The sequence below is a fragment of the Ralstonia sp. 22111 genome (genome assembly GCF_052045895.1).
GTDB classification, from domain to species: Bacteria; Pseudomonadota; Gammaproteobacteria; order Burkholderiales; family Burkholderiaceae; genus Ralstonia; species Ralstonia wenshanensis.
Genome location: NZ_JBQEPR010000006.1, coordinates 293,220 through 305,813 on the forward strand (window position 1 = coordinate 293,220; position 12,594 = coordinate 305,813).

At 62.3% G+C, this 12,594-nt stretch carries 12 protein-coding genes; 6 read left to right on the forward strand and 6 right to left on the reverse strand.

Annotated features, from left to right (window positions below; genetic code table 11):
- The first annotated feature begins 117 nt into the window (after positions 1–117).
- The gene (locus tag ACTJK4_RS17280; RefSeq protein ID WP_440818515.1) at positions 118–1,029 is read left to right on the forward strand and encodes a LysR family transcriptional regulator; all 912 of its coding nucleotides are present in this window, start codon (positions 118–120) and stop codon (positions 1,027–1,029) included.
- Positions 1,030–1,048: 19 nt separating this feature from the next.
- Here the strand turns inward: ACTJK4_RS17280 and ACTJK4_RS17285 are convergent, their stop codons facing one another.
- The 5 genes from ACTJK4_RS17285 to ACTJK4_RS17305 are packed head-to-tail and all read right to left on the reverse strand — an operon-like array spanning position 1,049 to position 5,126.
- Positions 1,049–1,855 carry an alpha/beta fold hydrolase gene (locus ACTJK4_RS17285; protein WP_440818573.1) on the reverse strand — a complete coding sequence of 269 codons (807 nt, stop codon included), beginning with the start codon at positions 1,853–1,855 and terminating at the stop codon, positions 1,049–1,051.
- A gap of 23 nt (positions 1,856–1,878) precedes the next feature.
- Complete coding sequence (locus ACTJK4_RS17290) at positions 1,879–3,096, reverse strand: pyridoxal phosphate-dependent aminotransferase (RefSeq protein WP_440818516.1); 1,218 nt, start codon at positions 3,094–3,096, stop codon at positions 1,879–1,881.
- A complete protein-coding gene (locus ACTJK4_RS17295) occupies positions 3,096–3,746 on the reverse strand; it encodes an RraA family protein (protein ID WP_440818517.1) in 651 nt (216 codons plus the stop codon). The genes ACTJK4_RS17290 and ACTJK4_RS17295 overlap by 1 nt, the downstream gene beginning before the upstream one ends.
- A 3-nt stretch (positions 3,747–3,749) precedes the next feature.
- Positions 3,750–4,430, reverse strand: coding sequence for an RraA family protein (locus ACTJK4_RS17300; protein ID WP_440818518.1), 681 nt, complete (start codon positions 4,428–4,430; stop codon positions 3,750–3,752).
- A 36-nt stretch (positions 4,431–4,466) separates the two neighbouring features.
- Positions 4,467–5,126 (reverse strand): RraA family protein, encoded by a 660-nt coding sequence (locus ACTJK4_RS17305; protein WP_440818519.1) that lies wholly within the window; start codon positions 5,124–5,126, stop codon positions 4,467–4,469.
- A gap of 117 nt (positions 5,127–5,243) precedes the next feature.
- On the opposite strand from ACTJK4_RS17305, the gene ACTJK4_RS17310 reads away from it, so the two are divergent.
- Entirely contained in the window at positions 5,244–6,152 is a 909-nt protein-coding gene (locus ACTJK4_RS17310) for a LysR substrate-binding domain-containing protein (protein ID WP_440818520.1), read from the forward strand.
- Positions 6,153–6,202: 50 nt separating this feature from the next.
- Here the strand turns inward: ACTJK4_RS17310 and ACTJK4_RS17315 are convergent, their stop codons facing one another.
- Entirely contained in the window at positions 6,203–6,934 is a 732-nt protein-coding gene (locus tag ACTJK4_RS17315) for a GntR family transcriptional regulator (protein ID WP_440818521.1), read from the reverse strand.
- A gap of 378 nt (positions 6,935–7,312) precedes the next feature.
- On the opposite strand from ACTJK4_RS17315, the gene ACTJK4_RS17320 reads away from it, so the two are divergent.
- From ACTJK4_RS17320 to ACTJK4_RS17335, 4 genes are all read left to right on the forward strand, one after another.
- Positions 7,313–8,632, forward strand: coding sequence for an NAD(P)/FAD-dependent oxidoreductase (locus ACTJK4_RS17320; RefSeq protein WP_440818522.1), 1,320 nt, complete (start codon positions 7,313–7,315; stop codon positions 8,630–8,632).
- A gap of 111 nt (positions 8,633–8,743) precedes the next feature.
- On the forward strand, positions 8,744–10,072 hold the full coding sequence (locus ACTJK4_RS17325; RefSeq protein ID WP_440818523.1) for an MFS transporter: 1,329 nt from the start codon (positions 8,744–8,746) through the stop codon (positions 10,070–10,072).
- Between the two features lie 59 nt (positions 10,073–10,131).
- Positions 10,132–11,043: a dihydrodipicolinate synthase family protein gene (locus tag ACTJK4_RS17330; RefSeq protein ID WP_440818524.1), complete on the forward strand. Its 912-nt coding sequence runs from the start codon at positions 10,132–10,134 to the stop codon at positions 11,041–11,043.
- The gene (locus tag ACTJK4_RS17335) at positions 11,040–12,548 is read left to right on the forward strand and encodes an aldehyde dehydrogenase (protein ID WP_440818525.1); all 1,509 of its coding nucleotides are present in this window, start codon (positions 11,040–11,042) and stop codon (positions 12,546–12,548) included. Before ACTJK4_RS17330 ends, ACTJK4_RS17335 begins: the two co-directional genes overlap by 4 nt.
- Positions 12,549–12,594 lie beyond the last annotated feature (46 nt).

A 12,594-nucleotide genomic window follows, 5' to 3' on the forward strand; every position in this document is an offset into this window, starting at 1 on the left:
CATCTGCGCCTGCTTAAATCAGACGGCTGGGCACAACCATAAGCACCTTGAATTAGAACAAAAAGCGATTTTTTTGTATGATGAAAAATCGCTTTTTTTCATATGTAGGAACTGACGATGCTGACGTTCAAGCAACTGGAGGCGCTGTACTGGATCGTTCAGTTGGGCTCGTTCGAAGCCGCTGCCAGTCGGCTCAATGCCACGCAGTCGGCGGTCTCCAAGCGCGTGCAGGAGCTCGAACGCATCTTCGACATTGAGGTGTTCGACCGCACGCATCGCAGCGCACGGCTCACCGAGAAAGGCTCGGAGATCTTCGAATATGCAAAGGAATTGCTGGAGCGCCGCGATCAGATTGTCGAGCGGATCAGCTCAAAGGATGTGCTGGTCAAGCAGGTGCGAATCGGTGTGACCGAACTGACGGCGCTCACCTGGCTTCCTCGCCTGATCGCCGCGATACAGGCCGAATATCCGAAAGCCAAGGTGGAAGCCGAGGTGGATCTGACAGCGACACTCCGTGAGCGCCTGGCAGCCGATACCATCGATCTCATCGTTGTTCCGCAGACCCACGGCACCGAACCGTTCACCATGACTCAGGTTGGTGAGGTGGAGAACGCCTGGATGTGTTCACCGGCGCTTGGACGCAAGAAGGCGAGCATCGCACTGGCGGAGATCACGCAGTTTCCGTTGATCTTGCAGGGCACGCAATCTGGAACCGGATACCTGTACATGCGCTTTCTTCAGGAACAAGGTGTCGGTACGCCGCGCATCCTGGCAAGCAACAGCTTGATCGCACAATTGGGCCTGACGCTCTCAGGCCTTGGCGTCAGTTATCTTCCGAAGGCGTGTCTGGGCCATATGGTTGCACGCGGCGCGCTTTCGATCATTCGTACGCAGCCTGCCCTGCCCCCGGTTCGGTACGTCGCCCTGCACCGGCCCAGCACGCCGCAATCATTGGTTGCCGTGATTGCACGGCTGGCGGCGCAGACATGCGATTTCAGCTCGAACCTTCTCGATCCAGGCAGCGCCTAAAAGGCTCTTCCGGAAGGTTTCAACGCGTACCCGCGTGAAACTCGGCGATCGCCTTCCACATCAGCACCGGATTCGAATACATCGGAAAGTGTCCGCACTCCGGAATTTCAGCCAATACGACGCCCTGCTCGCGGATGTGGCTCAGGTACGAAAGCGAAGCGTTCTGCGCCCCATACATGAACATGCGCGGGAATGGCAGGCTGAGAAACTTGCGCATCAGATCGCCGTTGTCCGACAGGTCGACCATCGAGCGGAAGATGCCGCCCACTGCCCCGGCCCGGACCTTGTGACGTAGGCTCGCGGCGTATAGCGCGCTTGCATAGGCCGGTGCATGCCGGGTGCGCTCGATGAAATCGTCGAAAAACCGGTCGGCGTCTTCCCGCGGGTGGTCGACGATCTGCCGGCTGAGAAAACAATCCTCGGGCGCGATGTTGCCCTCAATATCAACAAAGCTGAGCACCCGCTCGGGATGCTGGTGCGCGAGCATCAACGCGGTCAGGCCGCCCATCGAGTGTCCGATCAGATGAAAGCGCTCGAAGCCGATGCGCTGCAGTACGGCCAGCGCCGTGTCGACCAGGAACGGGATGCTGGTCTTCGACAGATCGGCGCAGCGGCTTTCACCGCAGCCCGGTGCGTCATAGGCGACGAACGGGTGGCCGGCAAACTCCGCCTGGCGAACGATATCGGCGTAGTCCTCTTTGGTGGAGCCGAAGCCGTGCAGAAACACGATCGGCGCCTTGCCGCCATCGCGATGGATGGCGGCGATGTCCACCGCCGCACCATCTATGGTGAAGGAGAACCGCGATTGGATGAACGCTTGAGACATAGAATTCACGGTCCCGAGTGCACTCATGCAGTGAGCGCGCAACAGAAATCCTGGATGGCCGTGCACGCCTTCCGCAAGGACGCATCATCGAGCGCATAGGCAATGCGAATGTACGGCCCGAGTCCGAACGCACTCCCATGCACGGTGGCCACACCCGCCTCGTCGAGCAATGCGTTGACCACAGCCTCGTCGCTGTCCAGGCGCGTACCGGCCAACGTCGTCTTACCAATCAGGTCTTTGCACGAGGCGAAGGCATAGAACGCGCCTTGAGGCACGGCGCAGCGTAAGCCCGGCGCCTGATTCAGTAACTCGACCACCATGTCGCGTCGGCGCTGGAACACCGCGCGGGACTGCTGGATGAAGTCCTGCGGCCCCGTCAACGCAGCTAGAGCAGCATGCTGGGAGATCGAGCAGGCGCCGGACGTCTGCTGCCCCTGCAGTTTCTCCATGGCTTCGATCAGCCAGTTGGGGCCAGTGCCAAAGCCGATGCGCCAACCCGTCATCGCGTAGGCCTTGGAGACACCGTTCATGGTCAAGACGCGCTCACGCAGCCGGGGTTCGACTTGGGCGATGGTGAAGAACGGCAGATCGTCGCAGATCAGATGCTCGTAGATGTCGTCGGACAAGACGAGCACCTCAGGGTGGTCAAGCAAAACACCCGCCAGCGCGAGCAGCTCCTCGCGCGTGTATACCGCCCCGGTCGGGTTGGAAGGCGAGTTCAGGATCAGCCAACGCGTTTTGGGCGTCAGTGCCTGTTGCAGCGCCTGCGGGGTCAGCTTGAAACCTGTCTCTGCGCCGCACTCGACGACGATCGGGCGCGCGCCGCAGAGCTGAACGATCTCGGGGTAGCTCACCCAATACGGCGCCGGGACGATGACTTCGTCCCCTTCGTTGAGCGTGGCCGCCAGCGCGTTGAAAATTACCTGCTTGCCACCGCTGCACACGAGCGTGTTGCGCCAGTCCACGTCCAGGCCATTCTCGCGCTGGAACTTGGCGGCAATCGCCTCACGCAGCGCACGCAATCCCGCCACCTGCGTATAGCGCGTATGGCCGGCACGGATGGCGGCAATGCCTGCCTCACGCACGTGCTCAGGCGTATCGAAATCCGGTTCCCCTGCACTCAACGAGATGACAGTGGCACCGCTGGCGCGTCGCGCGGCCACGCGATCCATCACTCGGTAGGTGGCGGACGGCCGCGCGGCGGCCAGAAAGCGGTTCAGTCCGTGGGCGGTATCGGTCATTACGCGTCCCTCCAGCTCGTGAGGCCCATCAGCTCCAGCGTGCTCTTGCCCTGCTGCAGGGCATCCATCATCTTCGCTTCCTTGTCCGCACGCGCTTGGCCTTGCGCTAGCGTGTGTTGCACCTGTACTGCGGGAATGACGAGCACACCATCGTCGTCTGCCACCACCAAGTCACCAGCGGCGACGGGCGTACCCGCAAAGCTGATCGGCTGGCCGACCGACGGCGCACTGGCCTTGATTGTGCCGCGCATGCAAATGCCCCGCGTGAACACCGGGAAGCGACGTGCCGTCATCGCAGCAATGTCGCGCACGCCACCGTCGATGACCAGGCCCGCCACGCCGGCCGCCTCAGCCGCAACCGTGAGCACCTCGCCCCAGTAACCGGCAACGAACCCACCAGTCGAAATCACCAACACACTGCCGCGCGGCACCCGTTCCATTGCGATGTGGATGGAAAGGTTGTCCCCCGGTGAACATTCCAACGGATATGCGGGCCCAGCAACCGATGCACCGGGCCATACCGTATGGATTGCGGGATCGACGGCACTGGTGGACAGACCAGACGCCTCGAACAGCGTCGAGGTGCCGAGCTTGCACGCCTGCGCCAGCAGCGCCCCGTCGTAGGCGGCGTAATTCGTGATCGTGCTCATGGTTCAGGCCTTGGTTTGCAGCGTGTGATAACCCAGCGCGGCGCGAGCCTCGCCTAGCGCCTTGCCCTGCGCGATCTGCTCGCGGATGCGCGACTCCACTTCCTCGATCTGGCGGGCGATCTGGGCAACTTCGCGGGCGCGCCCACGCGGTACGATGACAACGCCATTCGCGTCCGCAACCACGATGTCGCGCGAGGCGACCCGCACGGTACCGATGCCGACCGTCGTGTTGACGGATTCGACCTGCACGCGGTCCTTGCCGGTCCGCATGAAGCGGCCCGCAGTGAACAGCGGATAGTTGTCACCCAGCGCCTTGTTCACATCGCGGCACACGCCGTCGATCACGGTGCCAGCGATGCCGCGCAGTCCCGCGTACTGGGTCATGATGTCGCCCCAGACGGTGCAGTCGGTGCGGCCATCGTTGTCGAGCACCACCACATCACCCTCGGCCACGTCGTCGATGAAATCGCCAACGGTCCCCGCCGGCACGCTGGCTGGCACGTACTTGACCGTGAAGGCCGGCCCCACCACGACCTTGGTGTAGTCGGCCAGCGGCATGATGCCCAGGGCCTGGCCATGCAGGCCCAGCTTGTCCATGGCGTCCGAGACGCCGGGTGTATCGAGGCCCGCGAACAGGGCAACCAGTTCCTGGTCTTCAGCGCTGGCCTTACGTGGATTCGTCATGTGCAGAACTCCAATCGAAAAATGTCTGTTGGCGGATCAGCGAACCGCGATGGCCTCGAATTCCTTGTCGTGCATCACCTCGGCCACGGAGCGGCCGGCGCGCACGGCGGCCACCATGCCGTCCTGGCGGCGGGCGATGCGCTCACCGAGGTCGAGCACCTCTTCAATGCGATCAGCAGGCACGAACACCGTGCCGCAGCGGTCTGCGATGACGTAGTCGTCTTCGTGCACAGTGACGCCCGCCATCTGAACGGGCTTGCCGGAGTCGATCTGGATCACCCGGTTGCGGGCGCTGATCATCGTGATGCCGCGACCGTAGACCGGGTAGCCAATGGATTCGCTGCCCTCGATATCGCGGCTCAGGCCGTCGATGACCGAGCCGCGAACCCTCTTGGCGGTTGCAGCGTTGGCCAGGATGTCGCCCCAGCACGAGATGCCCTCCGCGCCGCCTGCGATCACCAGCACACGGTCATCCGTCGAAATGGCCTCAACAACGGGCGTAATCAGATGCACGGTGGGCTTGGCGTCCGTCTTGGGGCCGAGCTGGATGGTGCTCGCGCGGCCGACGATCTTCGGGCAGTCCCACAAAGGGCGCAGGCCAAAAGTGGCGCCAGGCAGGCCGAGAAAGTCGAGCGCATCGGACACCGTGTTGGTATCAAGCGATGCGAGGCGTTCAAGGTAGGAAGGCTGGGTCATCACGCTGGTCTCCGTTTGCAAGTGAGACCATCGTCGTACCCGCAGCCTGATATGTAAATTTCCAATTTCGTATCTGTCTGATACGATTTTAGGAAGAGAAAAAGCACCGCTCAGAGCATGAACAACACCATTGATTTCCGGCTGATACGCCAGTTGTGGATGTTCCTAACCGTCGCTGAAGAGCAGCACTTCGGGCGGGCGGCAAAACGCCTGAACATGTCCCAGCCGCCTCTGACCGAACAGATCAAGGTGCTGGAGCAGTCGCTCAAGCTGCAACTATTTCATCGCTCACGGCGCGGCACCCAACTCAGTCCTGCGGGCGCGGCCATCCTGCCTGCCGTTCGCCAGTTCGCCACCCAGGTCGAACGCCTGGAGCGCGTCGTACGGGAAGTCGCCGCTGGCCAGTCCGGCGTGCTGCATGTCGGAGCCATCACTTCGGCCATGCTGGAAACGGTGCCGCCCTTGCTGAATGCACTCAAACGCGCGCATCCGAACCTGACAGTATTCGTCCGGGAAATCGATAGCGTCGAAGCCATTCCGGCGTTGGAAGCAGGCGAACTCGACCTCGCCTTCGTTCGCCTGGATGGCGAGGTCGGCAGCGGCATCGCAACGATGCCGCTGGCCGAAGACCGTTTGGCAGTGGCACTGCCGAGGGAACATGCGCTGGCCGCGCTGCCAAGGGTGCGGTTGCAGTCGCTTGCCGATGAACAGTTGGTGATGTCTTCCCGGCAGGTCAGCCCGGTCTACTTCGATATGCTGACCTCCGTCTGCCGCACGCATGGTTTGACGCCGCGAGTGATGCACGAAGTGCGTTCAGTAACCTCACAGATCGCTTATGTCGGCTGCGGCCAGGGCGTGGCGCTGGTTCCGGCGTCCATGCGTAAGCTGGCGCCGGAGAATGTCGTGATCCGGCCGCTGAAGGAGAAGGTGATGGTGGTGACGGCCGCCGCAGTCTGGAATACAAATCGCCACCATCCGATGGTGGACGAAGCGGTTTCGTGGCTGACGCGGCAGGCTAAGCACTAACCAGGGCTGACGACGATCGCCGCGCCAACATTCATCACGACGGCCGGGGGTTAGTACACCAACGGTACATCAACCGCCGCAGGCGCCACGTACTCTGTCATCCGGCGGCGAGACAGATCCATGTGGGCCCGCACGATCTCTGCCGCTGCGTCGGCATCATGGCGCTCGATGGCCTCGATGATCTGATCATGCTGGCTGGCAGCCTTGCCGAGATCCGCGTTCATGTCGGTGGTGGTCGGATGCCGGTAGAAGATTTTGCCGAGTCGAGCGTGGTCGATCAGGATACGCTGCAGGCTTGGCATCAGATAAGCGTTGTGCGCCATCTTGCCGATCTGCAGGTGGAACTGGTCGTTATATAGGACGCGATTCTCGACATCGTTCTGATCGATCGCCTCGCGAAATCGCTCCTGAATCTGCTTGAGTTCGTCGATCTCGTTGGGGGCAGCGTTGACCGCCGCCAATTGCGTGGTCGCGATGTAGATGAGCGGCGCGGCCAGGAAGAAATTGCGCAGCGACTGGTGGTTCATCGAGGAAACGCGCGCGGCCCGATTGGCCTCCAGTTCGATGTAACCCTCGGCTGCCATTTGCCGCATGATTTCGCGCACCGGTGGTCGGGACAGCCCGAACTCTTCGCTCAACGCCAGTTCGTCCACCACTGAGCCGGGCGGCATCTCCATGCTGACGATCCGCCTGCGCAGCGCCTCGCCCAGCAGGGCCTTCCGGTCAACGGAGAGGTCTGCCGCCTGCGTGTCGTCGTTTGCTGCCGCCTTTGCCTTCGCCATGGTCGTTCTCGTGTCTATCAATCGTAGACAGTTTATCGCATGAGGCGGCAACCATCGGGGTCGCGTGCATGTCCGCATTTCCGGCGCGCTGGAGCCCGCTTCGCTCCCAAACCTTTACCGATAAACGATCTCCGGCCCGTCGCCCCAGCGCTCTGAATCGCCTTTCTCGACAACCTCCTTGCCCATAAAGTGATTTATGAGGCATCAATCAATACTCTCGTAAACCCGGATAGAAGCATGTCTACCTCACGCCTATTCTGTGTCTACCAATTGTAGACATGCGAAAACGCATCGCCAAACGTCCTCCGAAACGCCTGTTCGTCAGCGTGATTTCCTGAGTAGGTCGATGCCCGAGCGTTGCAAAAAGTGAGTTTGGAGATGACACGCGTAACTTCCCTTCCCGCCGACGATTCGGCTTGCGGCTGGTATCACCTGAGTCAGCGCCGTCAGCCAAAACCCTCACATTCGGGGATAACACATGCGCGCTGGGTGGTCATTGGCGCCGGCTTTACCGGGCTCGCGGCCGCGCGACAACTGGCACTGAATTTCCCTGATGACGAAGTGGCACTGGTCGATGCCCAGGAGGTGGGCTTTGGCACCTCGGGCCGCAACGCCGGATTCGCGATCGATCTGCCGCACGACATCGGCGCAGACGACTACATCGGCGACATCGACGTTGCCAAGAGCACTCTCAAGCTCAATCGGCTGGGGCAGGGGATTCTGCGATCGCAGGTCGAGGCGCACGGGATCGACTGCCATATGCGCCCGAGCGGCAAATACCAGGCCGCCGTCGAGAACCGTGGCATTGCCGTGCTGGACGCATATCGGCGCGGGCTCGACAAGCTGGGCGAGCCTTATGAGGTGATCGCCGGCAAGGACTTGCCGGGCCATATCGGGACCTCGTTCTACCGTCAGGCGCTGTTTACACCGGGCACCGTGCTGCTGCAGCCGTCGGCGCTCGTTAAAGGTCTGGCCGACAGCCTGCCGTCCAACGTGACGCTGTACGAAAACACGGCCATCACCGACGTGGAATATGGCGACAAGGTGGTGCTCTCGCATCGCCAAGGCCGCATCGTCGCGGACAAGCTCGTGCTGGCGAACAACGCATTTGGCGCGCGGTTCGGTTTTCTCCAGCGCACCGTATTGCCGATGTTCCTCTACGCGAGCCTGACCCGGCCGCTCACGCAAGCCGAGCAGGCGAAGTTGGGTGGCCAGCCGTTCTGGGGGGTGATCCCTGCCGATCCGTACGGCAGCACGGTGCGCCGTACGCACGACAACCGGATCCTGATCCGCAACAGCTTCAGCTTCAATCCCGATCAACAGCCCAAGGCGCATTGCTTGGAGCGTTTTGTCCGCAACCACCGTCAGTCGTTCGAGCGGCGCTTTCCGATGCTGCCGGATGCCGATTTCGACTACACGTGGAGCGGATCACTCGCGCTGACCCAGAACCACAAGGGCTTCTTCGGCCAACTCGCGCCGAACGTCTATGGCGCGCTGTTCTGCAATGGGCTGGGCATTACCCGCGGCACGGTCACCGGCACGCTACTGGCGGACATGATTGCCGGCAAGCGCCACGAGTTGATCGATTTCCTGCTGTCCACCTCCGGCCCCAACCGCCTGCCACCGGAGCCGTTCCTGTCCATTGGCGTGAACGCCAATCTTTGGCTCGGACAGCACCGTGCCGGCGCGGAGGTCTGACGATCCGGTCATCCCGTCAAGCAAAGCAGCGCTTCCCGATTTCATCCATTAGACCCGGCCACTGAAACCCATTTCGGCGTTTCTTGCGACCGGGCATCAGGAGACAACAACGTGGCAAACAACATTTCCATCGAAGACGTGCCTCTGAACGGCTTCCACCAATTACTCACCATTCGATCCGGCGGCGGCTGGCTGATGGATGGCTATGTGCTGAGCATCATCGGCGTGGCGATGGTGCAGTTCTCCGCTGCGCTCAAGCTGACCAGCTTCTGGGAGGGCATGATCGCCGCGTCTGCGCTGATCGGCATCTTTTTCGGTGGCTTCCTGGGCGGCTGGCTGACCGATCGGATCGGCCGCCAGAAACCGTACTTCCTGGGTCCGACGATCTTTCTTGTCTGTTCGATCGCGCAGTTCTGGGCGCAATCCGGCGACGCGCTCTTCTGGTTGCGCTTCCTCATTGGGATTGGTGTTGGCATCGAGTACCCGGTGGCCGGTTCGCTGCTGGTGGAGTTCATGCCGCGCAAGTACCGTGGCCCACGCCTGGCAGCGCTGACCATCATCTGGTTCTTGGGCGCGGCGCTGGCTTACATCGTCGGCAACATCCTGCTCAGTCAGGCCGGCCCAGATGCGTGGCGCTGGGTGCTCGCCAGCCCGGCTGTCATCGGTGCCTTCCTGCTGTTGGTGCGTGTCGGCACGCCGGAGTCGCCGCGCTGGCTGCTCAGCAAGGGCCGCCGCGCAGAAGCCGAGGCTGTCATCAAGCAGGTCTACGGCCCGTCGTTCTCGCTGCGCAACCTGCCGGAAGAACAGGCGGAGAAGAAACTCTCGCTCGCCGCACTGCTGCACTCGGGCTATGGTAAACGCATGTTGTTCGTGTCGGTGTTCTGGAGCTGCTCGGTCATTCCCGTCTTTGCGGTGTATTCGTTCGCACCGCGCGTGCTGCAGGCGCTGCACCTCACGGGCGATTGGGAATCGTATGGCTCGGTGGCGATCACGCTGCTGTTCGTCGTCGGTTGCGTCATCGCCACGCGCATCATCAACGTGCTTGGCCGCCGTGCGATGGTGGTTCACAGCTTCCTCTGGTCCGGTCTGGCGCTGCTGGCGCTGGGCGCATGCTCGAATGGCTCGGAGTGGGTGATCCTCATGCTGTTCGGCCTGTATGCCGTGCTCGTTGGCGGAACGCAAGTGCTGCAACTGGTCTATCCGAACGAAATTTTCCCGACCGACATCCGCGCCTTTGCAGTCGGCATGGGTGCATCGCTGTCGCGCATTGGTGCGGCAATCGGAACGTGGGCCGTGCCCATCGCACTGGAAACCATCGGCATCGGCAACACGATGTATGCCGCGGCGGCGGTGTCGCTCGTTGGCTTCGTCATCTCCATTGCGCTGGCGCCGGAAACGCGCTCGCTCAGCCTGCAGGAAGCGGCATCGCTGAGTCACTGACACTGGTCTTCTCTGCCGCTCCGATGGAGCGGTGTTCTCTCATCAACGGATAACCCATCATGAAATTCGAAGGCATCTACACGCCCGCCATCACGCCCCTGACCGCAGATGGCCAGATCGACAACACCGCCTTTGCCGAAGTGCTGGAATCGCTGATTGCCGCCAAGGTGCATGGCATCATCATCGGCGGATCGACCGGCGAGTACTACGCGCACACGGCGCAGGAGCGCTTCGATCTGGCAGCACTGGCCAAGGACGTGATCGGCACGCGTGTGCCGATGGTGATCGGCACCGGCGCCGTGCGCACGGAAGATTCGGTCGAATACGCCAAGGCTGCCAAGGCCATCAAGGCAGACGCCATTCTCGTCGGCTCGCCGCCGTATGCACTGCCGACGGAGCAGGAAAACGCCCTTCACGCGCTTGCCATCGACAAGGCGGCAGACCTGCCGATCATGCTCTACAACTATCCGGGGCGGATGAGCGTGTCGATGGGCCGCAAGTTCTTCAATACCGTGTCGGCAGCGTCGAAGAACTTTCTCGCCATCAAGGAAAGTTCGGGCCAGACGGGCCAGCTGCACATGCTGGTGACCGAGTTCCCGAACATCGACGTCTCGTGCGGCTGGGACGACCAGGCGCTGGAGTTCTTCGCGTGGGGCGCACGCAGTTGGGTGTGCGCGGGTTCGAACTTCATCCCGCGCGAGCACGTTGCGCTGTACGAAGCCTGCGTGGTTGAAAAGAACTTCGACAAGGGCCGCCGCATCATGGCTGCGCTGCTGCCGCTGATGGATTTCCTGGAGGGCGGCAAGTTCGTGCAATCCATCAAGCATGGCTGCGAAGTGGTTGGCCTGCGTGCGGGTGGTGTGCGGGCACCGCTGCAGCCGCTCAATGACGCAGAGAAGCAGAAGCTGCAAGGCATCATCACCAAGCTCAAGGCCGACGTGGCTGCCGTGGTGGAGGGTCGTGCGCAATGAGCGGGCTTCTGACGGCATCCCAGTACGCGGCGCTCGCCAAGGACATAACGCTTCCGACGCAGGCGTTCATTGATGGCGCGTTTGTTCCGTCCGTATCGGGCAAGACATTCCAGACAACGAATCCCGCCACCGGCAAGGTCCTGGCCGAGATCACGGCGTGTGATGCACGCGATGTGGAAATCGCCGTGGCCAAGGCCAAGGCCGCGTTCGAGGATGGGCGCTGGCATCGTCAAGCGCCGTCGGCGCGCAAGGCAACGCTGCTGCGCTTCGCCGATCTGCTCGAGGCGCACGCGCACGAGCTGGCCGTCATGGAAAGCCTCGACAGCGGCAAGCCGATCCGCGAATGCCAGCTGACCGATGTGCCGGAGACCATCCACACCATCCGCTGGCACGCCGAACTGATCGACAAGATTTACGACAGCACGGCACCGGTGGGGTCGAATGCGCTGTCGCTGGTGGTGCGCGAGCCGATTGGCGTGGTGGGACTGGTCCTGCCGTGGAACTTCCCGCTGCTGATGCTGGCGTGGAAGATCGGCCCCTCACTGGCGGCGGGCTGTTCGATCATCGTCAAGCCGGCCAAGGAGACCACGCTGACCGCATTGCGCGTGGCGGAGCTGGCGCACCAGGCCGGAGTGCCTGCCGGTGTGTTCAACGTGCTGCCAGGCGGCGGTAAGGACGTCGGCGAGCCGCTAGGCAAGCACATGGACGTGACAATGGTGAGCTTTACCGGCTCGACGGACACCGGCCGCCTGTTCCTGCGCTATGCCGCTGATTCCAACCTGAAGCGCATCGTGCTCGAATGCGGCGGCAAGAATCCGGCGGTGGTGATGAGCGACGTCGAGGACATCGATGCCGTGGCCCAGCACATCGTCAACGGTGCGTTCTGGAACATGGGCGAGAACTGCTCGGCGTCGTCGCGGCTGATCGTGCATGCCGACGTGAAGGATGCGCTGTTGCAGCGCATCGGCGTGCACATGCGCGAGTGGAAGATGGGCGATCCACTCGATCCCGCGCATCGGATCGGCTCGCTGGTGAGCGAAGCGCATTTCCGCAAGGTGCGTTCCTACATCGAGCAGGCCCACGCCGAGGAACTCCGCGTGGCGTTTGGCGGCCGTACGGAAGGCGGAGCCTTTGTCGAGCCGACGGTGGTCGATGGCGTGGGCCGGGACAGCCGGCTCTTCCGCGAGGAAATCTTCGGCCCCGTTCTTTCGGTTACGACCTTCACCAGCACGGAAGAAGCCATCGCACTCGCGAACGATTCGGTCTATGGGCTGGCAGCGTCCGTCTATACGAGCAACCTGAACCAAGCGATTCGGCTGTCGCGCGAGATTCGTGCGGGCGTTGTCACCGTCAACTGCTTTGGAGAGGGCGACATCACCACACCGTTCGGCGGGTACAAGGAGTCGGGTTTTGGCGGGCGCGACAAGTCGATCTGGGCGCACGACCAGTACACCGAGATCAAGACCGTCTGGATCGACGTGCCGGATTACGCCGCGGCGAACTAGGCGAAAGGCCAACCACGCTCGGCAGCAGTCGAGCGTGGCGCCTCCG

Coding starts and splice junctions, on each gene's coding strand:
- ACTJK4_RS17280 (WP_440818515.1), top strand. CDS start 118: ATGCTGACGTTCAAGCAACTGGAGGCGCTGTACTGGATCGTTCAGTTG.
- ACTJK4_RS17315 (WP_440818521.1), bottom strand. CDS start 6,934: ATGGCGAAGGCAAAGGCGGCAGCAAACGACGACACGCAGGCGGCAGAC.
- ACTJK4_RS17305 (WP_440818519.1), bottom strand. CDS start 5,126: ATGACCCAGCCTTCCTACCTTGAACGCCTCGCATCGCTTGATACCAAC.
- ACTJK4_RS17320 (WP_440818522.1), top strand. CDS start 7,313: ATGACACGCGTAACTTCCCTTCCCGCCGACGATTCGGCTTGCGGCTGG.
- ACTJK4_RS17335 (WP_440818525.1), top strand. CDS start 11,040: ATGAGCGGGCTTCTGACGGCATCCCAGTACGCGGCGCTCGCCAAGGAC.
- ACTJK4_RS17290 (WP_440818516.1), bottom strand. CDS start 3,096: ATGACCGATACCGCCCACGGACTGAACCGCTTTCTGGCCGCCGCGCGG.
- ACTJK4_RS17295 (WP_440818517.1), bottom strand. CDS start 3,746: ATGAGCACGATCACGAATTACGCCGCCTACGACGGGGCGCTGCTGGCG.
- ACTJK4_RS17300 (WP_440818518.1), bottom strand. CDS start 4,430: ATGACGAATCCACGTAAGGCCAGCGCTGAAGACCAGGAACTGGTTGCC.
- ACTJK4_RS17330 (WP_440818524.1), top strand. CDS start 10,132: ATGAAATTCGAAGGCATCTACACGCCCGCCATCACGCCCCTGACCGCA.
- ACTJK4_RS17285 (WP_440818573.1), bottom strand. CDS start 1,855: ATGTCTCAAGCGTTCATCCAATCGCGGTTCTCCTTCACCATAGATGGT.
- ACTJK4_RS17310 (WP_440818520.1), top strand. CDS start 5,244: ATGAACAACACCATTGATTTCCGGCTGATACGCCAGTTGTGGATGTTC.